Below are 21,591 nucleotides of genomic sequence, written 5' to 3'. Positions count from 1 at the left end.
GGAGGTTAATATGAATACTATCAAAAATATTATTTCGTTAGATTGTGGTAATTCTTCTTATAGAGTTGTTCTTGGTAAATACGATGGTAATAAAATTACAACTGAAGTTATTGCACAAGAGTCCAATGGTATGAACAAAGTACAGGATTATTATTATTGGGATTTACATAAAATATTCGATTTTTTTATAAAAAGTTTAAAAGAAGTGCTTAAAAAAGTAGATAAAATTGATTCTATTGGCGTTTGTACTTGGGGTGTAGATTTTGCATTGTACGATAAAGATAGAAATATGCTAAGTAATCCATTAAGTTATAGAAATACCATCGGTGAAAAATCATTGAACAATCTTTCTCAAGATGAAAAGGATAAAATGTTTTATGACACTGGTATACTATGTGACAAAATTAATTCCGTATTCATGCTAAGTGGAATAAAAGAAAAAATGCCAGATATTTTTGAGAAAGCTGATAAACTGCTTATGATACCAGATATTCTTAACTATATGTTGACAGGAGTAATGATAAATGAACCTAGCGAGTTAAGTACAACACAATTATTTAGTTCTATTACAAAAGATATCAGCTTGGAAGTATGTAATAAATTCGGTATCCCAAAAGAGTTGTTTAATAAAATAGGTGTACATGGTGATACTATAGGTAATTTACTTCCTTCAATTAGGGATGAGTTAGGTATTGATTATGATATTCCAGTTATTCTTGTACCTTCCCATGATACTGCTTCTGCAGTTGTTGCAATACCGTCAATGGAAGATAATTTTGCATTCATAAGTTCAGGTACTTGGTCATTGATAGGTGCAGAATTAGATGAACCGGTAGTTGCAAAAGAAGTGTTGGAAAGTAACTTGACCAATGAATTAGGCGCATTCAATAAGATTACCATATTGAAGAATAGTGCAGGAATGTTTATTATTCAGAGAATAAAAAAAGAATATGATGAAATTACAAAAAGAGATAATTCTTGGGAAGAAATAAATAACATTGCGGATATGTACAAAGGTGAAGTGCCACTTATTAATATTAATAATATCAGATTCTTTAATCCAGAGCATATGGGTAATGAAATACATAATTATTTGGTAGAAACAAACCAGTATAATGGTGAGTTAAATTGGAGTGTTGTAATAAAAGCAGTTCAGGAATCAATGGCTTGTTGTTATGCTCACACGATAGATAGTCTTGAAAAAGTAATAGGAAAAGAGTTCAAAGAGATATTTATTGTAGGAGGCGGCTCCAAAAATAATGTGGTAAATGAATTAACTGCAAAAAGAACTGGTAAAATAATTATTGCTTGTAGTAAAGAAAGTACATCTCTTGGCAATATTGTTGTTCAAATCAAGCATTTTGAAAAAGAAATATCTTTAAAGGATATGAGAGATATTGTTAAAAAATCTATTGATTTAGAAGAATATCAAGTTGAGATTGAAGATAACAGTATAGTGGATAGGTATTCTAAATTAGTATAAAGTGAGGAGTATGGTATGAACGAGAATATACTTGAAATGAAAAGTATCTCAAAAAGCTTTTATGGTGTAAAAGTATTAAACGATGCCAGGCTTGAAGTAAGACCAGGTGAAGTTCATGTTTTATTGGGAGAGAATGGAGCAGGGAAATCTACTCTTATCAAGATATTATCAGCTGCCTACAAAAAAGAATGTGGAATAATTAAATTAAACGGGGAATGTGTTGAATTTCGTTCTCCCAAAGAGGCAATTGATAATGGGATAAGTGTTATTTATCAAGAATTTAATTTGAATCCTTGCGTACCTATTTACGAGAACATATATATTGGTAAAGAATTTACCAAGAATGGGTTAATTGATAAGAAAAAAGCAATAAAAGAATCAAAAAAATATATGGATTTGATAGGATTGAAAGTTGATCCCACCACATTAGTATCTGAACTAAGTGTAGCACAAAAACAAATGGTTGAGATTGCAAAAGCTATATCCAATGACGTTAAGATTCTTGTCCTTGATGAACCTACTGCTGCAATTACTGATAAAGAGACTGCTAAGTTATTTGAAATCATAAATGAATTAAAAGCAGAAGGTGTTGGAATCGTTTATATATCCCATAGGATGAGTGAACTGTTTGAAATAGGTGATAGATGTACAGTTATGCGTGATGGTGAATATGTTTCAACTGTTAATCTTAAAGAAACTGACTGTGATGAATTAACAAAATTGATGGTAGGTAGAAAAGTAAGTTTTGAAAAGATTGAAAATAAACACCTTAAAGAAGATGAAGTTGTTTTGGAAGTGAAAAATCTTTATTACAAAGATTTGATAAAAGATGTTAGTTTGACACTTAGAAAAGGCGAAATCTTAGGAATTGCTGGGCTTGTTGGTGCAGGGCGAACCGAACTAGCCAAATGTATTATTGGGGCTTACAAAACTAAAAGAGGAAGTATAACTTTGAAGGGTAAAACCTTGAAAGGGAACAGCATAAAAGAATCCATAGATAGTGGAATGGTTTATCTTAGTGAAGATAGAAAAGACGAGGGATTAATTCTAATGCATACAGTATTAGATAATGTAGCATTACCTAATCTTAAAAAAGTAGGTGGAGTTCTATTAAGTAACGACAAAATGAAACAAGTTACAAAAGAATTTATCAGCAGATTGAAGATAAAAACTAATGGTCCTTTCAGTAAAGTAGAAAATTTATCAGGAGGGAATCAACAGAAGGTAGTAATAGCGAAATGGTTATATTCCGATTCTGATATATATATTTTTGATGAACCTACAAGAGGAATTGATGTTGGTGCACGTGATGAAATATATGAAATAATGAGACAGTTACTTGAAAAAGGTGCTTCAATAATCATGATCTCATCAGACCTAGTAGAAGTTTTGAAAATGTGTGACTCTGTAGCGGTAATGAGAGAAGGAGAGATTGCTGCTGTTTTACCAAATGAAGATAATCTAACACAAGAAGACATATTATCTTGTGCTTTGTATGGAGGGAATAATAATGAAGAATAATGTATTAGAAAAAGATAGTATGAAAAAAATAGACTTGCAATCTTTAACGCTGTACATTGGTGCTATAGCTATTTTGATAATTTTTACTGTTGTATGTAGGTTGGCTGGAAAGAATTTTCTAACCTTTGGTAACATTCAAAATGTAATAACACAGTCTTCAGTTATTGCTGTCATCGCTATAGGACAATCTGTTGTAATTCTTACTGGTGGAATAGATTTATCAGTGGGTTCGACAGTTGGATTTGTTGGTATATTAGGTGGATTATTAATAAAATCGGGTATGCCTATTGGAGTTGTCTGTATCCTGCTGATTGTTATGGGTATACTTGTTGGAGCTTGTAATGGTGCTTTGATAAGTTATGGAAAGATACCTGCATTTATTGTTACATTAGGTTCTCTCCAAATAATAAGAGGGGTAACCATGGTTGTTAATTCCGGTAAACCTATCTCTGGTTTTCCAGAAGGATTAAGAGCAATCATGAATACCAAAATATTAGGAATGCCTATATCTGTCCTATATGTTTTTATCCTCTATGCCATAATGATGACAATAATGACTAAAACTAGATTAGGAAGATGGATATACTCTATTGGTGGAAATGCAAAGGCAGCAAAATTAGCAGGAGTCAAGACTAAAAAGATAGAGGTTTATTCATATGTCATTTCTGGAATCTTCGCAGCTGTAGGAGGAATCCTATTGCTTTCAAGATTATCTTATGCAGATCCTAATGCAGGTTCAGGATATGAACTTGATTCAATCGCTGCCGTTGTTATTGGTGGTATAGCAATGTCAGGTGGTAAAGGTAATTTGGGTAATACATTAGTTGGTGCATTAATACTGGGAATGTTAAAATGTGGTCTTCAAATATTGAATGTTCCAGTATATTACCAAACTATAATTATTGGTTTAGCGATTATTACAGCTGTTTTCTTTGACAAAGCAAAAGAGAGAAGAGCTGAATAATATATAAGCTTTAAATAATTTTAAGGAGGATTATCAATGAAAAGAAAATTATCAACTTTAATTATTTCAATTTTTTTGGTAACATTTATTTTAGCGGGGTGCAAAGATACAACTAAAGATGAATCAAAGCCATCAACAGATAATGGTACTACTGATAAACAAAAAGAGATTACTATAGGTTTTGTTCCTATGACATTAAACAATGAATACTTTATTACAATGGTAAATGGTGCAAAACAAAAGGCAGAAGAATTAGGAATAAAGCTAGATGTACAAGCAGCTGATCAACATGCAAGTGCAGCAGCACAGTTAACAATTGTAGAGAATATGATTACATCAGGTGTAGATGGAATATGTATTGTACCAAGTTCTTCAGAAGGATTATCTACTGCTTTGACAAAATGTAAAGAGGCAGGAATACCTGTTATTAATCTTGATACCAAGATTGACCAAAGTATTTTGGATGAAGCAGGATTAAAAGTACCTTTTTATGGTACAGATAATTATGCTGGTGCAGAATTTGCTGGAGCATACGTAGTTGAAAACTTTGAAAAGGGTATTGAAACTGCTATCTTAACAGGGATTGAGGGACAGCAAAATGCAGCTGATAGACGAAATGGTTTCTTTGATGCAGCTGGTTCACATGTGAATGTTGTTGCAGAACAATCAGCAAACTGGGAAGTTGACCAAGGATATACAGCTACTCAGAACATATTAAGTGCTAATCCTAATATTGGCTTGATATTTGCTTCCAACGATGGAATGGCTATAGGTGCTTTACGTGCAGTAGAAGAAGCAGGAAAGAAAGAAGATATCAAGATTATAGGTTTCGATGCTATCAGCGAAGCATTGAATCTAGTTGAAAAAGGAGACATGTATGGAACAGTTGCTCAGTATCCAGCAGAAATGGGTATTCTAGGAGTTGAAAATATGGTGAAAATCATTAATGATGAAGATACCCAAGAATATATTGATACAGGTGCAAAATTAATAACAAAAGAAAATGTTGAAGAACACAAAAAATATTGTGAACAATTTGCAGATTAAATAGTTAAAAAATGAAAGGATAAAACAAATGGATTATAAAAAACTAATTATTGATTCAGGGAAAAAATTAATTGATTCGGGCTTTACAATTGAGACTTGGGGGAATATAAGTGTAAAAGATGAAGAAACAGGACTTGTTTATTTAACACCAAGTGGAATGGACTATTGTAATTGTACTACAGATGATGTTGTTGTGTGCAATTTGGATGGTCAGATTGTTGAAGGACATAGAAAGCCAACAATCGAGACAGAATTACATCTTAGTGTTTATAGAAATAGACCAGAAGTAAAAGCTGTTGTACATACCCATCCTATATACTCAACTGTATTTTCTTGTATGGGAGAAGGTATACCATTGTTGATTGATGAAGCGGCTCAAGCATTAGGAGCTCCGGTTAAAACTGCTAATTATGCTTTACCTGGTACTAAAGAACTTGCAGAAGAATGTATAAAAGCCCTAGGAAAAGAAGCGAATGCTTGTTTACTTCAATCTCATGGAGCAGTATGCGTAGGTGAAAGTATGGAAGCAGCTTTCAAAGTTGCAAATGTTCTAGAAGTAACTGCACAAATATATCAGCTGATAAGATCAACTGGAAAAGATTTTGTACCTTTGTCAGAAGAAAATATTAAGGCAATGGCGGAATTTGCAAAATATAAATATGGACAAGGTAAATAAATAAAAGCAAAAAACTGATGAACTTAATTAGGTTCATCAGTTTTTTTAAGATAATCTTCTAAAACAAGACGATGTTTAGTTTCTTCTTCAACTAGAGTTTTTAATATACCTACTACCTTATTATCTGATGTCTTTGGTATAAGTCCTTGGTAGAATTCAGTAGTGATTTTTTCAGTTTCAATAGCTACTTCAAGAACTTCGCTTATACTTGTCAATTTTTGATTTCTACGATTAAAAGCAATATGGTTAGCATAAGAACGAAAATATTCATCGACTTCTTCTGTAAAATAATAATTGTCAGTATTTACCTTATTTAGCATTTTACGAAATTGATCTGCATGACTTTCTTCATCTGAAGCTAGTTTAAGTAATAAAGCCTTTATTTCTCCTTTGGCTAACTTACTATATTCATTGTAGAATCTTATTCCTTCTTCTTCTATAGATACAGCAAAATTAATTATCTCAAGAGCATTAGCTTTTTCCATGATATATACCCTCCTTTTTCTTACAGTATATCAAATATAGTTATGTTTTTAAATAGAAAAACTTAATAAATAATAATATCGAACATTAGAATTAAAATCAAAAAATATGTTCACATTTTACTTGATAGATGTTATAATATCATTGACCAGATTGAGAAAGAGAGGAAAAATCATGTTAAACGATGTGAAAGAAGTACTTGTATCAGAAGAAAATTTAGACAAAAAAGTTACTGAACTTGCTGATAAAATTACTAAGGATTTCGCTGGAAAGAACTTAGTTGTAATAGGTGTATTAAAAGGAGCAAACGTATTTGTAGCAGATTTAATTAGAAAGATTAATATTCCCATAGCACTAGACTTTATGGCAATCTCTAGTTACGGAAGTTCTACAGAAAGCTCCGGAGTTGTTAAGATATTAAAAGATCTAGATGAAGATATTGAAGGTAGACATGTTTTAGTAGTAGAGGATATAATTGATACAGGACTTACATTAAGTTATTTAACTGAAAATCTAAAATCAAGAGGTGCCAAAAGTATAGATATCTGTACTTTATTAGATAAACCAGATAGAAGAAAGGCACATATTGATGTAAAATATAAAGGCTTTGATATACCAGATGAATTTGTAGTTGGATATGGTATTGATTTCAATGAAAAATATAGGAATCTACCTTTTGTAGGAATTTTAAAAAGAGAAGCATACGAATAAGAAGGAAGAGGCTATCATAATTGATAGTCTTTTTTATTAATAATAACAATTCGCTATAGATAAATTGTTTTATATAATCTATAATAGGGATATAAAGATAATAGGGTGAAAGGAGTTATATAATGAGTACACATTGGGATTTGACATCTCTATATGCATCTTTTGATGATCCTAAGATGGATAAGGATTTACAAGATGTAAAGGATGAGATACAATCATTAAAAAAATGGTTTTATGAAGAATTAACTAATAATAAACTAAATGATACTGATAAAATAACATATATACTTAGACAAATAACATCAATAGATTATAAAATGGATAGATATGCTGCTTATGCACGTTTGCAATCTGCTACAGATACAACTAACCAGACAGCATTGGAGAAACTTAATATAATAGAAGCATTATATCCGGATTTTACACAATTGGAAGTTATGTTTGGTGATTATATAAGTAAAATTGATGAATTGGATAAGATAATATCTTCTTCATCATATCTACAAGAACATGGGTACATATTGCATGAAATGGTAGAAATCAATAAACATAGCTTGGATAGTGAGACAGAGAGTATTATAGCAAGAATGAAAAATACAGGTTCCTCAGCTTGGACTAAGCTGCATCAGCAGTTACTATCTACACTGCAAGTTGAATTACTAGCTAAATATGGTCTGGAAGAAGAAATAAAGCCTATTAGCGCTGTAAGAAACATGGCTTTTTCACAAGATAAAAATGTACGTAAACGTGCTTATGAAAGTGAGTTAGAAGCTTACAAGAAGATTACCCTTCCTATGTCAGCGTGTCTAAATGGTATCAAAGGTGAGGCTATTACACAAACAGAGCTTAGAGGTTTTCCGTCTCCATTAGATATGACACTCTTCTATTCTAGGATGGATAGTAAGATATTGGATGTGTTATTAAAAGCCATAGAAGAAGGATTACCTCTAGTTCGTAAATATCTTAAGAAAAAAGCTCAGGTCTTAGGATACAATAACGGACTTCCATGGTATGAATTGTATGCACCATTGGGAAAAGAAGTTTCTAAGATTACATATGATGAAGCAAAATATATTGTATATGATAATTTCAGATCATTTAATCCTGATCTTGCTGATTTTGCTCAAATGGCATTTGATAAGAACTGGATTGATGTGGAGCCAAGAGCTGGTAAAAGAGGGGGAGCGTTTTGTTCCAATCTTCCAATAGGCGAGAGCAGAGTATTATTAAACTTTGATGGTGTTCTTACTAATGTTATTACTCTTGCTCATGAACTTGGACACGGGTATCATGGACATTGTTTGAAAGATGAAGAGTTATTGAATAGAAGTTATACTATGCCAATAGCAGAAACAGCATCAACTTTCTGTGAAACAATCATCATAAAATCTGCATTAGCCAATTGGGATGATAAGAAGCGTTTTGAAATACTTAATGATCAGGTTACAAGATATGTAGGTATCATTATGGATATCTATAGCAGATTCATATTTGAAAAAGCATTATTTGAAAAACGTGAAAATACTACATTATCAGTTGAACAATTATGTGACCTTATGGCTGATGCTCAGGAAAAAGCATATGGTGATACCTTAGACCATAGGTTTAATCATCCATATATGTGGGTTAATAAAGTACATTATTATTATGCAAACAGAAACTACTATAATTTCCCTTATGCATTTGGACTATTGTTGGCAAAAGGATTATATGCTATGTATGAAAATGAAGGAGATAGTTTCTTGTCAAAGTATGATACATTACTTAGAGAAACAGGTAAAAATTCAATCTATGGTATAGGTCAGAGTGTTGGAATTGACTTGACTGATGTTCAGTTCTTTAGAGGCGGTCTGAGAATGATTGAAGAGGATATTGATATGTTGATAGATTTAATTGATAGAAATGATTAGATAATATGGCTAGTCCTAATAATATAATTAGGACTAGCTAAAATTTTAATATAATTACAGGTAATAAATAAAGTTAGAAGGAGGAAATATATGAGATTATTAATTACTAATGACGATGGAGTTCATGCAAAAGGGATTCATGCACTATGCAAAGAATTGGAAAAATATCATGATATTATTATTGTGGCACCTGATGATCAGAGAAGTGCTACAAGCCACTCTATAACAATATCAAAACCGTTGATTGTTAAAGAAGTAGAACTGCCTGATATAAAATCGAAAGCATATTCTGTTAGTGGGACACCTGCGGATTGTGTTCGTGTGGCTACAGACCAGATTATTAAAGATAAAGTTGATATGGTTGTTTCGGGCATAAATATAGGGTATAATTTGGGAACTGATATATTGTATTCAGGGACGGTATCAGCTGCTGTTGAAGCTACATTGTGTAATATACCGGCCATAGCGGTTTCAACGGAGTCTAGTGCAGAAGCTTATGTATATGATAATGCGGCTAGATATATTAAAAAAGTGATAGAAATTGCAGCAAGTAATAAAATGAAAGATGATATAGTTTTGAATGTGAATGTACCACCGATTAAAGATGAAGAGATAAAAGGGATAAAGGTTTGTAAGATAGGTAAGTTACAGTTTCATCATTATTATAAGAAGAGTGGGAAACAGGAAGAAAACCTAGTTTACAAATTAGAGGGAGAAAGAGTGGTAAATCATGCGGAGGAGACGGATTCTTATTATGTGGATAATGGGTATGTGACTGTTACGCCTTTGCATTATGATTTGACTAATTTTAATATACTGACTGATGTTGGTAAGTGGTTTTGAATGAGTGATAGGAATTATTTAGTGGGTAGTTCAATTGTAAAGAGGGATAACGCTTAATAATCTGTCTGCTGTATAACGGCTTTTGTTATACAGCAAACTTACAATTTACTCGTATTTCTTGAGTAAATCGTTAGCATCAGATTGTGACATAATTCCAGAAGTAACTTGACCGTCAGAATACTCTTTAAGAGCATTATAAAAATCTTCCTTTGTTTCAAAGGGGCCAAAGTTCTTAAATGTGTCACCGTTATAAACAACGGTACGATAACCCGTTGTGTGCATACCCTCTGGCAAGCTGAACAAAACTTGATCTTGGTTAAAATTCTTTCTCTTGCTTACTATTAAGCCATCCTTTATTTGGCTTAGTACCTCATTATAGTGGGAAATAACCTCATCGGCCTGTTTCTGTGTCCATTCCCCGGCTTCTACCAGCTTCTGAATAGCTTCTTTCTCTGTTTTTACCCATTCAGCATATTCATCATAGTTGAAAAACTCGTTAGCCTCCTTGTAAGTGTAGTTCTCCCATGTTACGCCATTGTCATAGCTCTGCTCAATGGCGTTGCCGTTCTGTCGAACAATAACGGAAGATAGGGGTGTGGCATCGTTAGAAAACGGCTTTTGCTGTACAATATTTTGTGGCGCAGCCAAAGCAGAAACACCTCCGAAGGCTACTGCTACACTCATGGCTATGCCTAAAAATAATTTAAACTTCATAGACAATTTCTCCTTTCAGTTATTGAGTTTATGGTTGCGCTATCCCTCTTTCATTATAAGGATACTACATCCATGTTGAAACAATATAAAATCAATGTTGAGTAAATGTTGAATAAGAAAAATCCCCGCCTTTTTAGCGAAAAGGTGGGGATTTTTTTAGAATTGAACGGTGAAACTCATTCCGTCGTTGTTTTCAAGAGGTATAAACTTGTAGTCTAATTTCAATTTTTTAAATATAGTTTCAACAATATAAAGACCAAAACCATTTCCAACTGTATTTTGATTTTTGGAATAATCTAGTCGATAGAATGGTTCAAAAATATTTTGAAGCTGTTCATCAGATAGGGGCGTACATTCATTATTTACTGTTAAGAAATCGGAATGGATTGTAACAAAAATATTCTTTCCTACACTTGTGTAATTGACTGCATTTGACAAGATATTTGAAATAGCTTTTTTTAATAATTGTACTGGAGCAAACATAACAGTTTTGCCACTTATAATAGTATGAAATCGAATACCTCTTATTTGCGCAATCAATTTGTATGGCTCACATATTTCTAAGAGTAACTCTTGCAATACAAATTCCTCTGATTTCTCATTGCTTGCCTCCATTTGCAACCGTGATGTATTCAGAATATCTTTAATCATAATGCCAAGTTGTTCTGTCACCTCCTTGCATTTGGGAAGATATGTTTCATAATCGCTATAATCCCCGATACAAAGTATCATATTTTCCAATGTTGCATTCAGTTCTGTGACAGGTGTTTTTAACTCATGGGAAGCTGCTCGAAGAAAATTCAGTTTTTCTCTTTCGGCAAGGCTGACCTTTTCTTTCTCTTGCTCCAAATTATGTATCGTTGTCAATAAAGATTGATAAAGAGCATTTATATTAGTAGCTAAAAATCCTATTTCATCTGGTGATTTAACTCTGCATTGTGCTTTTATATCCATATTCGCCATTTGTTTAACATCGTTCACAGTTAAGAGGATAGGCGTTGTTATTCTTTTTGAGAATATATAGGAGAATACCAACGAAATCATAATACAGCCAATTAAGGATATTGGAAAGGTTTTGATAATCGTATTTGTAATTAGTTGGGGCATATCTATTTCAGATAAGGCTATTGCTCCAACATTTGTGACAGACATATTCGTAATCAATACATTTTGATATGGTGCTATGAAAAAAAGTAAAAGGTGTGCTAATATTGAAATGAGCAACATCATATTAAAAGTATATAAAAATATTCTGGGAAACAGTTTCATCTTCATTTGCTCACCTCCATTTCAAACTTATATCCTATTCCTTTTACCGTAGTAATGCAATCTAATTTTAACTTTTTGCGCAGATTGCGGATATAAGCGTCGATTGTGCGGTCTATAATTGCGCAATCGTCACCCCACACATCATCAAGAATTTGGTTGCGTGACAGGACAAGCCCCTTGTTTTCAATGAACAATTTAAGTATTTCTAACTCTTTCGGCGTTATATCAATTTTTCCGTTATCATCAAATGCTGTATAGCCAGGAAAATCAACGATAACATCACCAATTTTGAAGGTGTTCAATGCTAACTTTTTCCCGCTTCTACGTAATAGAGCTGTAATTCTCTTACCTAAAAGGAGCATAGAAAACGGTTTAGTAATATAATCGTCTGCCAATTCATCAAAACTGTTAGCTTGAGTATATTCATCATCTACCGCTGTTAGCATTAGTATTGGTATATCACTACTTTTTCTGATTTCGTGCAAAACAGCTACTCCAGATATTTGGGGCAGCATAATGTCCAACACGATTAAATCTATTTCTTCTTCCCTAAACATTTTTAAAGCTTCTGCTCCATCATGTGCTGGAATTAGAATGTGTCGGGCTGTTTTCATATATTCACAAATTGCCTTATTGGTTCCTTTGTTATCCTCAACCACCATTATAGTTGCCATAGCAGTCACCTCCATTAGTAGATTATAAAATATCAACGTTGAGCCTTTATGAAATCTATTGAATTTCTTTTTTTCTACGCAAAGATCATCTCTATGTAACGCTCCATTTTTTAGCAGCCTTTCGAACAGTCATATAATTCATCTTGTTACATCCTTTCAGGGTATATCGTATATTGTACCCTTGGTGGCAGAATAACAGGTTCTGCTTGTTCCCACGGTTTTTCAGATATCGGTACGCCACCACGGCATGGTTAGAGACATCAAAAGTATACACGAATACCCTTGACTACGATTATTTTAGAAGTTGGCTGTGTCTTCTTTTGAATTTTCGTGGTTCGTAGGATGTTATGAAAGAGTCGGGTTCATAGGTTTTGACTAATTTCCATAATTCGTCTTCGAGATGTCTGTCTATGAGGATTTCTAATTTGTAGCGTTTGCATTCTTTTCCTATACCTTCAAAGATGGTCACTCTGAATCCTTGTTCTCGGAGTTTGTCAATAAATTGTTGGTTTTTGTGTTTTAAGCTTATATTGTAGGTAATATGTCCGATAGCCAGTTTTTTTTCTATCAGGTTACCGATGTATATTCCAACGCCAAAACTAAGAGCATAAATGAACATGGTTAAAAATGTTTGATTGCCACTGATAACAAGGGATAGACCAAAGATATATACAACGGCTTCAAAAAAACCAAACGCTGAGGCTATAAAACTATTGTTTTTGACCATAAAAATAGTTCTCATAGTAAGTAGGGGAACGTATAGTAGTTGTAAAATAATAATAAATATAATTGTTTTCATGAAATCTTCCTTAGGTATGATTAATTATCAATATTATTATTTAATATGTGTATATGGATTTTTTTTATTCTAATAATCTTTGTCTTGTAATTCAAAATATGTGAAGAATTTTAATAGTAGTTCACAGATTAATTTCCATAGAATTAGGATTACAATAAAATATATTATAAATCCAAGTACCGCTAACGGTGCATTATTCACGGTTGTAGAAGTATATGAATACGTATTCCTGCCTTCAATATGACGAACCATTTTTTCATATGTACAAGTAATATAAATCACTCTTGCAAACATAAATGATTTATAGGCTACTATTAATGCTCCTATATAAAATATTTTATGGATTACATTAGAGACTGTCATTTTTCCCAATGACAAAAAATTTTGTAGATATTTCATTATTTATCACCCCTATATATTGTAACTTTTAGATGAGATAAAAGCAAGGAATTTAATTATTTGACATATGTTCGACAAAAGTTTAATGTAATTATGTCCAGCAAAAGTGAGGTAAATCTATTATACTTGTTTAAGATAGTAATTCTAATAGAAGGTATAATTTTATGGAATAGGTTTAATTGAATTCTAATTATTTTAACATTTACAAAGAAACGTTAATACTTTATACTAATAAAGAAATGTACCAGTTTATTTGTAAGGGGGACGACATCAATGAGCTTTCTTGGTAACTTGATATGGATAGTATTTGGTGGATTAATCAGTTCTATTTTATGGTTTATAGCTGGGCTGATATTATGTATTACCATTGTTCTTATACCATTCGGCAGGCAATGCTTCAAGATTTCTAATTTTGTATTATGGCCCTTTGGGTCAGATGTAAACATAGGTAATTTTGGCATATTTGGTCTTGCTGGTAATATACTATGGATTATGTTGTTTGGCTGGGAATTATGTATACTACACTTAATTGTGGGATTGATTTTTTGTATTACTGTTGTTGGTATTCCATTTGGGTTACAGCATTTTAAGTTCGCTAGACTTGCACTTATTCCATTTGGAGCAAAAATAAATAGATAAATAGCTTTATTTAGTGGCAAATGTTGATTATAGTAAATAATAGCATTTGCTTTTCATTGCATTATAGGGTGAAAAGGGATATGAAATACTACAATAAAGGAGCACAAAAATGCTAAAGATGATTAAACATTACTTGATTATTATTATTGGACAATTAATTTCGGCAATAGCCTTTCATCAGATATTATTGCCTAATGATTTGATAGGTGGAGGATTTGGTGGTTTAGCCACTGTAATTAATAATTTGACAAATGTAAATATTCAATTGATATTAATAGGGTTATGTTGTCCTGTTATCATCTGGGCTTTCTTTAAGTATAATAGAAAGTTGGTGTTCTATGCAGCTTTTTGTTTTGGATTGTTTACATTTTTTATAGGAATCGTTGGAAATTTTGTTCCTGAGTTTTATACAGACCCCATTGTAGCAGCTATTGTATCTGGAGTACTGTTTGGGGTGTCAGGAGGAATGATAATCAGGGAAGGTGCGGCAAATGGTCCAGAAGCAATAGTTGGTATGTATCTAAAAGAGAAAAAAGGTATCACTATAGGAACCTTCTTTACCGTACTTAACTTTTGCATTTTGACTTCATCACTTACTTATGGTGATATTACATGTATTATTTATTCTCTTATAAGTATTTATATTGCAGGTAAAGTTACTGATTATATTATTCTTGGTACAAGACGAGAGTATTGTGTGAACATTATATCAGATAATTTTCTTGAAATTACAGAGTTCATACATAAAAAACTAAATAGAGGAGTTACTTTTGTACCCTGCGTAGGAACATATAAAGTTAGAAAAAAAATGATGATTAAGGCAGTAGTGACTAATCAAGAATTGATAACTCTAAAAAAATATGTTTCCCAACTAGATGATAATAGTTTTGTTTATGTGACTGAGAGTATTGAGGTATTTGGTGGAGGATTCAGTGATTAGTAAAGGTTTTTTCCGCCTGACATTAAATCATCTACCTATAGATATTTAGCAGTAACAGCTAATGGTATGGTTGGTGCCCTTAGTATTATCAGTTTTAGAAGTTATATCAAACATATTCATACCTTATCGGTAAAATTTTTTACTGATAAGGTTTTTTAATGCTTTAGTATAATTAACAAGTAATTTTGTTAAGAGTTACAGAAATATAATAATTTAAAATAAATTTATGTTGAAAAAAATATGAATATGCCATATAATAACCTTTAGAACATTATTTTGTAATTTGATTAAAATGTTCGGAAATAAAATAACGTTATAATATTAGAAGTAGACATTATAAAGGAGACAAAATTATGGATTTTATTAAAGATTTATTAGCCGTTTTCAGTGTTATTTTGAATGGATTACCTCAAGGACTTTTAGCGTTAACGTTCGGTTTTGCGTCAATACCCACTGCTTTTGCATTTTTAACAGGGGCAGTAGGTAATAGTATAGTTGGTTCTGTAGCTCCAATATCTTTTCAAGCTGAGACAATTACAATAGCCGGTACTATGGGTAAGAATATGAGAGAAAGATTATCCATGATATTTTATGGTGGTGTTATTATGGCACTTATTGGAGTTTTTGGATTCCTAGGAACTATTGTAGATTTTATTGGACCAGTAATTACTAGTGGTATGATGGCTGGTGTAGGTATTATGTTAGCTCGTGTTTCTATTGATATGTGTAGAAAAAATAGAATAATTGGTATTGTTTCTATAGCTTCTGCATTTCTTACATATTTATTAACAAAAGATTTAGTTTATACCATTGCTATTTCTGTAATTTTATCAAGTGTAGCTTCTAGAGTGATGAAACAAGATACTGGAATAATGGCTAATGAAAATGATAAAATTAAGTTTCAAAAACCAATACTGAATACTTCCATCATAAGAGGAGCATTATCAATGGTTTGTCTTAATATTGGTGCTAATATAGCTTTTGGTAATATAACTGGAAGTATTGCTGGTAAAAGTGTTAATCTCGATCAACTAGCAGTAATAAGTAGTTTGGCTGATATGTCATCTTCACTTTTTGGCGGAGGTCCAGTTGAGTCAATAATCTCTGCTACAGCTAGTGCACCTCATGCTGTTTGGGCAGGAGTTGGAATGATGGTACTTATGGCTGTAATATTACTATCAGGTCTATTACCTAAAATCGGAAAATATGTACCAAGTGAATCCATTGCAGGTTTCCTTTTTGTACTAGGTGCTTGGGTAACGGTTCCAGTTAATGCTGCCGTATCTCTAGGACAAGATTCTTTAGTAGGTGGTATCACAATGACAGTAACTGCAATAACTGACCCATTTTTTGGTATGGTTGCAGGATTGATTATGAAAATGTTATCGGGTATTATAGGATTATAATACTTAAGAATTATAAAATATAAATTACAGTATTTTGAGTAATGTTTTGTGGAAAGGATGTACGATAATATGGGAAATACATATACATTAGAGGTATGTGGTCTGAAAAGGAATTTGCCAATAATGCAAATCAATGAAAACTTGAAAATAGCAAGTTTTGTAATACTTGGTGATACTGAAATAGTGGAGACAGCAGGGAAACATTTAGCAGAAAAACTGCCTGAAGCAGATATTTTAATTACTGCAGAAGCTAAAGGAATTCCGTTGATATATGAAATAGCTAAGCAAAAGAATATGAAAAAATATATTGTAGCAAGAAAAAGTCTTAAACCTTATATGAAAGATCCTTTAGTAACAAAAGTAGTATCAATAACAACTCAAAAAGAACAATTATTATGTCTTGACAAAGACGAAGTTAAGTTATTAAAAGATAAGAGAGTTGTAATCATAGATGATGTAATCAGTACAGGAGAATCCATTATGGCTATAGAAGATTTGGTCAATAAAGCAGGAGGACAAGTAGTTGGAAAAGCTGCAATATTGGCTGAAGGAGATGCCGCTAACCGTGATGACATAATTTTCTTAGGAAAACTACCATTATTTAAGAATGGTGAAACTCAATAAATGAATGATAAATGCATTATAAACTGTTATGCTAATTGATTAAAATAAATATGCTATAATCTAATTACTGTAAGTTGGAAAAATTCAACTTGCAGTTTTTTGCTTTGTAGCAATTTGACCTGATTTACCACATATTCTTATAATAAAATATGAAGTAGCCAATAGTTAAGCTAACTTAGAAGAAAAAGTGTTGTGATTATATTGAAGGGGAATACAAGCAAAATAGCATATGTATATGTGAAGTAGTGAGGCAGGACGCCGAACCCAGCTTTTTGCTCAGGACGAGCAAGTAGCTGGCGAAACATATACATATGCTATTTTGCAATAACCAAGTCAGAACAAATCACTTTTACTGACTTACTAGCAATATAATTATATTTCAATAAAATAGAGTAACTTAAATCCTTGACTACACATTAATTAATAGATAACATTAGTACAAGATATAAATCCTAATAGTCAAAGGAGCATTAACCAATATGTTATTAAATCACGAGTTAGCACAAAAATTAGTAGATAACATCATGAAGAATCTTGGATATAACATAAATATTATGAATGAATCAGGTGTCATCATTGCAAGTGGGAACAAAGAAAGGATTGGCACTTTTCATAAGGTAGCTGAAGAAGTAATAAATAAAAAGTTGAGAATAGACATATATGAAAATGATGAAAACAAATATGAAGGTGTCAAACAAGGGATTAACATGCCTTTTTATTATAATAATGAAGTTGCTGGTGTAATAGGTATAACAGGAGCACCAAAAGAAATTGAGAATGCGGCAGAAATAGTAAGGATGTCAACAGAATTGATGCTAGAACAACAAGCTTTGAAGGAAAGAGTATATTTTCATCAAAGTCAAAAGACATTTTTCATAAATAAACTATTGACCATGAATACAGATGAAGAATGGTCGTCTACTGTTCATTGGGGTTCTAAATTAGGTTATGATTTGAATATACCTAGAGTTGTATGTCTAATCCAGATTCAGAATTTGGATTCTATTGTTAAAAAGAATCCATTACTCAATAAGGAAAAAGTTAAGGAGTATGTGTTGAATAATATTAAAGGTACAAAAAAACATAATAAGCAGGATATATCATCCTATGTAACCATTAATAAGATAATAATATTTAAAACCCTTAATAAAACAGATTCTGAAAATGTAAAAAAAGAACTTATGGAGTATATTGATAACATAAAATCAAGTTTTGGTAATATAGAAGTTGAATTATTATTTGGGGTGGGTACGTATCATCCTTCTATGTATGGTTATAATAAAAGTTATGAAGAAGCAAAAGCAATGATTAATTATGGTAACTTGATGAATAAAAAAAATGAAACCATATTTGCTAGAGATCATGTTTTCGAACTTCTTTTTGCTAGTATAGATAAAGAGAAGATGGATTATTTTTTGGGACCTTTCGTTAAGAAGGTCAATAATAATGATGAAATGCTTCTGACAATGCAGGCTCTAATAAAAAACAATATGAATTTGATAAAAGCATCACAGGATCTATTTGTGCATAGGAATACAATTGTATTCAGATTGAATAAATTGAAAGAACTGTTTAATATCAATCCACTGCATAATGAATCAGATAGGTTATTGCTGCATTTAATATATCTATATGTAAAATACTATCAAACAAAAGATACGGATAATGTATGATGATATAACATAAAAAGTAAAGATAGATAAAATTTGTACCCAAGAAACAAATTTTATGTGCTTTTTTATAGTGAGTGTATAAAGAGGTATTGGTGAAAATGTATTATAATATTAGAGAGCAAAGGACAGTTTTGTTAATTATTTTTACAAAACTATAATTAAGTAAAGGAGGTGCAAAATGGATATTCTTATTGCTCCTGATTCATTTAAAGGTAGTTTGTCAGCAGAGAAATATTGTGACGTAGCTAAAAAAGCGGTTACCAATGTTTTTCCTAAAGCCAATGTTGTTACATGTCCTATGGCAGATGGTGGTGAAGGTACAGTTGAAGCACTGGTCTATAATACAAAAGGAAGTATATTATACGAAACAGTTACTGATCCCATCGGAAAGCCAGTAAAAGCTAAATACGGATTATTAGGTGACGATAAAACGGCAGTTATAGAAATGGCAAGTGCTTCAGGTTTACCACTGGTACCTGTAGACAAAAAGAATCCATTATACACAACTACTTATGGAACAGGAGAATTAGTTAAAAAAGTTATTGATAAAGGTTGTACTACAATAATATTAGGTATTGGTGGTAGTGCTACTAATGATGGCGGAGCAGGAATGATGGAAGCTCTTGGCTTCAAGCTATTGGACGAAGAAGGTAATAAGATTCAAAGAGGTGCTATAGGTTTAAAGGATTTACACCATATTGATACAAGTAATAAGGATAAGAGACTTGATGAGGTCAATTTTCTTGTAGCTTGTGATGTTAATAATCCTTTGTGTGGACCTAATGGTGCAAGTTACATCTATGGACCTCAAAAAGGTGCATCTAAGGAGCAATTACCATTACTAGATGATGTATTGGCTAATTTTGCTTCAATTATCAAAAATGATTTCGGTAAAGATGTAAAGGATATTGAAGGTTCAGGAGCAGCTGGTGGATTAGGTGCAGGACTTCTAGCTTTCTTTGATGCAACATTAAAACCAGGATTTGAAATAATTAAGGATATAATCAATCTAGAAAAGTATTTTAATGATTTCACATTTGATTTAGTAATTACAGGTGAAGGAGAAATCAATTATCAGACTGTCAATGGTAAATTACCTGTTGGTGTTGCAAAAACAGCAAAAAAATATGATGTACCAGTTATTGCTGTAGTAGGTTCAATTGGTAAGGATGCAGATAGAGTCTATGAATATGGTATTGATTCTATTTTTACAATTATGGACGGACCACATAATCTGGATTATGCAATAAAAAATGCAGATATATTATTACTTCAAGCAATAGAACGAATAATGAAGGTGATAAAATTATATAATTGAACAAACAAACTTTACGGCTTTAACTTATTACAGTATATAAGAATGAGTTTAATTGTTTATTATCTAAATAAAAATATATTAATAATTAGGAGGGTTTTGAATGGTTCAAGGACCAGTATTAATTCTAATCTTATTACTAGGTATTGCTTTTATTGTATTGGCTACCTCTAAGCTTAAAATTCACCCATTTATCGCATTATTAATTACTTCTTATGGAATTGCTTTAGCAGCAGGAATGCCAGTGCTAGAAATCGGTTCTACAATTAGAAGCGGATTTGGCGGAATACTTAATTATATTGGTATTGTTATTATATTAGGAACTATTATTGGTACAATATTAGAAAAATCTGGAGCTGCTATAACTATGGCAGATACAGTGCTAAAAGTAGTTGGTGAAAAACGACCTGGACTTGCAATGAGTATCATCGGATATATTGTATCTATTCCAGTATTTTGTGACTCTGGTTTTGTTATTCTATCTTCTCTTAAAAAATCACTTGCGAAAAGAACAAAGGCATCATCGGTTATGATGACTGTTGCATTGGCAACAGGATTATATGCTACACATACATTTGTGCCTCCAACTCCTGGACCAATAGCAGCCGCAGGAAATTTAGGACTTGAAGATAAACTTGGTCTAGTTATACTAATAGGTATATTTATAGCGTTGATAGGTATGCTTGCAGGTTATTTTTGGGCTAAGATTGCTGGTAAAAAATATCGTTCAAAAGAAGATGAAGAAAAATTACAATTTTCATATGAAGAAATCAAAGAAAAATATGGTAAATTGCCAAGTGCATGGAAAGCTTTTGCACCTATAGTAATTCCTATTATCTTAATCACTCTTGGATCAATAGCTAATTTCCCAACTCAGCCATTTGGTCAAGGTTCAGCGTATACTTTCTTTGCTTTTCTTGGTAAACCAATAAATGCATTAGTTATAGGATTCTTCTTCTCATTACTATTATTACCTAAGTTAAATGAAGAAACTTTAACAGGATGGGTTGGAGAAGGTCTTAAAAGTGCTGCTATAATTATTATGGTAACTGGAGCAGGTGGAGCACTTGGAGCTGTTCTTAAAGCTACTCCTATTGGGAGTTATTTAGGCGAAACATTAGCAACATATAATCTAGGAATTTTATTACCATTTATAATAGCAGCTGCATTAAAAACAGCACAAGGTTCTTCGACTGTTGCACTTGTAACTACATCCGCTCTTGTAGCACCACTATTAGGGGCATTAGGACTTCAATCAACAATGGGAAGTGTATTAACAGTTATGGCTATTGGTGCTGGTGCTATGACAGTATCTCATGCCAACGATAGTTTCTTCTGGGTCGTAACAGAATTCAGCGGAATGGATGTATCTACAGCATATAAATCCCATACAATGGCAACACTGATTCAAGGACTTGTAACATTTGCTGTAGTAGTGATATTATCATTTATTTTAATTTAAAGTTATTGACAAATTAATTATAGGTTGATAATATAATAA

Annotated in this window: 21 protein-coding genes; 15 read left to right on the top strand and 6 right to left on the bottom strand. The window is 32.1% G+C overall.

What is annotated here, in order from left to right; translation table 11 throughout:
- Positions 1–10 precede the first annotated feature (10 nt).
- Genes AACQ14_RS03995 through AACQ14_RS03975 form a run of 5 tightly spaced genes read left to right on the top strand, consistent with a single transcriptional unit; the run spans position 11 to position 5,691 of the window.
- Positions 11–1,483 (top strand): rhamnulokinase, encoded by a 1,473-nt coding sequence (locus AACQ14_RS03995; protein ID WP_339362280.1) that lies wholly within the window; start codon positions 11–13, stop codon positions 1,481–1,483.
- Positions 1,484–1,498: 15 nt separating this feature from the next.
- Positions 1,499–3,004: a sugar ABC transporter ATP-binding protein gene (locus tag AACQ14_RS03990; protein WP_339362279.1), complete on the top strand. Its 1,506-nt coding sequence runs from the start codon at positions 1,499–1,501 to the stop codon at positions 3,002–3,004.
- Positions 2,994–3,968, top strand: a complete 975-nt coding sequence (locus tag AACQ14_RS03985; protein ID WP_339362278.1) for an ABC transporter permease — start codon at positions 2,994–2,996, stop codon at positions 3,966–3,968. Before AACQ14_RS03990 ends, AACQ14_RS03985 begins: the two co-directional genes overlap by 11 nt.
- Positions 3,969–4,004: 36 nt before the next feature.
- Entirely contained in the window at positions 4,005–5,015 is a 1,011-nt protein-coding gene (locus AACQ14_RS03980) for a sugar ABC transporter substrate-binding protein (protein WP_339362277.1), read from the top strand.
- Positions 5,016–5,043: 28 nt separating this feature from the next.
- A complete protein-coding gene (locus AACQ14_RS03975) occupies positions 5,044–5,691 on the top strand; it encodes a class II aldolase/adducin family protein (protein ID WP_339362276.1) in 648 nt (215 codons plus the stop codon).
- 23 nt (positions 5,692–5,714) lie between these two features.
- Here AACQ14_RS03975 and AACQ14_RS03970 read toward each other — a convergent pair whose 3' ends face one another.
- Positions 5,715–6,176, bottom strand: coding sequence for a ferritin family protein (locus AACQ14_RS03970; protein WP_339362275.1), 462 nt, complete (start codon positions 6,174–6,176; stop codon positions 5,715–5,717).
- Between the two features lie 172 nt (positions 6,177–6,348).
- Here AACQ14_RS03970 and hpt point away from each other — a divergent pair, with 172 nt between their 5' ends.
- From hpt to surE, 3 genes are all read left to right on the top strand, one after another.
- Positions 6,349–6,885, top strand: coding sequence for a hypoxanthine phosphoribosyltransferase (gene hpt, locus AACQ14_RS03965; RefSeq protein WP_339362274.1), 537 nt, complete (start codon positions 6,349–6,351; stop codon positions 6,883–6,885).
- A 122-nt stretch (positions 6,886–7,007) separates the two neighbouring features.
- Positions 7,008–8,795, top strand: a complete 1,788-nt coding sequence (locus tag AACQ14_RS03960) for a M3 family oligoendopeptidase (RefSeq protein WP_339362273.1) — start codon at positions 7,008–7,010, stop codon at positions 8,793–8,795.
- Between the two features lie 90 nt (positions 8,796–8,885).
- Positions 8,886–9,638, top strand: a complete 753-nt coding sequence (gene surE / locus AACQ14_RS03955) for a 5'/3'-nucleotidase SurE (protein ID WP_339362272.1) — start codon at positions 8,886–8,888, stop codon at positions 9,636–9,638.
- 105 nt (positions 9,639–9,743) lie between these two features.
- Here the strand turns inward: surE and AACQ14_RS03950 are convergent, their stop codons facing one another.
- The 5 genes from AACQ14_RS03950 to AACQ14_RS03930 form a co-directional block, all read right to left on the bottom strand.
- On the bottom strand, positions 9,744–10,352 hold the full coding sequence (locus AACQ14_RS03950; protein WP_339362271.1) for a DUF2680 domain-containing protein: 609 nt from the start codon (positions 10,350–10,352) through the stop codon (positions 9,744–9,746).
- Positions 10,353–10,508: 156 nt separating this feature from the next.
- Positions 10,509–11,333: a sensor histidine kinase gene (locus AACQ14_RS03945; protein WP_339362270.1), complete on the bottom strand. Its 825-nt coding sequence runs from the start codon at positions 11,331–11,333 to the stop codon at positions 10,509–10,511.
- Positions 11,334–11,623: 290 nt separating this feature from the next.
- Positions 11,624–12,295: a response regulator transcription factor gene (locus tag AACQ14_RS03940; RefSeq protein ID WP_339362269.1), complete on the bottom strand. Its 672-nt coding sequence runs from the start codon at positions 12,293–12,295 to the stop codon at positions 11,624–11,626.
- Positions 12,296–12,587: 292 nt separating this feature from the next.
- On the bottom strand, positions 12,588–13,094 hold the full coding sequence (locus tag AACQ14_RS03935; protein WP_339362268.1) for a DUF5698 domain-containing protein: 507 nt from the start codon (positions 13,092–13,094) through the stop codon (positions 12,588–12,590).
- Positions 13,095–13,163: 69 nt separating this feature from the next.
- Positions 13,164–13,493 (bottom strand): hypothetical protein, encoded by a 330-nt coding sequence (locus AACQ14_RS03930; RefSeq protein ID WP_339362267.1) that lies wholly within the window; start codon positions 13,491–13,493, stop codon positions 13,164–13,166.
- Positions 13,494–13,766: 273 nt separating this feature from the next.
- On the opposite strand from AACQ14_RS03930, the gene AACQ14_RS03925 reads away from it, so the two are divergent.
- From AACQ14_RS03925 to AACQ14_RS03895, 7 genes are all read left to right on the top strand, one after another.
- Positions 13,767–14,132, top strand: a complete 366-nt coding sequence (locus AACQ14_RS03925; protein ID WP_339362266.1) for a YccF domain-containing protein — start codon at positions 13,767–13,769, stop codon at positions 14,130–14,132.
- Between the two features lie 109 nt (positions 14,133–14,241).
- Complete coding sequence (locus AACQ14_RS03920) at positions 14,242–15,072, top strand: YitT family protein (RefSeq protein ID WP_339362265.1); 831 nt, start codon at positions 14,242–14,244, stop codon at positions 15,070–15,072.
- 353 nt (positions 15,073–15,425) lie between these two features.
- Positions 15,426–16,478 carry an NCS2 family permease gene (locus AACQ14_RS03915; RefSeq protein ID WP_339362264.1) on the top strand — a complete coding sequence of 351 codons (1,053 nt, stop codon included), beginning with the start codon at positions 15,426–15,428 and terminating at the stop codon, positions 16,476–16,478.
- Between the two features lie 69 nt (positions 16,479–16,547).
- A complete protein-coding gene (locus AACQ14_RS03910; protein WP_339362263.1) occupies positions 16,548–17,102 on the top strand; it encodes a phosphoribosyltransferase family protein in 555 nt (184 codons plus the stop codon).
- Positions 17,103–17,581: 479 nt separating this feature from the next.
- Positions 17,582–18,775, top strand: a complete 1,194-nt coding sequence (locus AACQ14_RS03905) for a CdaR family transcriptional regulator (RefSeq protein WP_339362262.1) — start codon at positions 17,582–17,584, stop codon at positions 18,773–18,775.
- Positions 18,776–18,953: 178 nt separating this feature from the next.
- Positions 18,954–20,093: a glycerate kinase family protein gene (locus AACQ14_RS03900; protein ID WP_339362261.1), complete on the top strand. Its 1,140-nt coding sequence runs from the start codon at positions 18,954–18,956 to the stop codon at positions 20,091–20,093.
- A gap of 100 nt (positions 20,094–20,193) precedes the next feature.
- Complete coding sequence (locus AACQ14_RS03895; protein WP_339362260.1) at positions 20,194–21,552, top strand: GntP family permease; 1,359 nt, start codon at positions 20,194–20,196, stop codon at positions 21,550–21,552.
- Positions 21,553–21,591: the final 39 nt, after the last annotated feature.

It is taken from the genome of Vallitalea maricola, from assembly GCF_036985595.1.
In the GTDB taxonomy this organism is placed as follows: domain Bacteria; phylum Bacillota; class Clostridia; order Lachnospirales; family Vallitaleaceae; genus Vallitalea; species Vallitalea maricola.
This window is presented reverse-complemented; position numbering and strand designations above follow the sequence as displayed.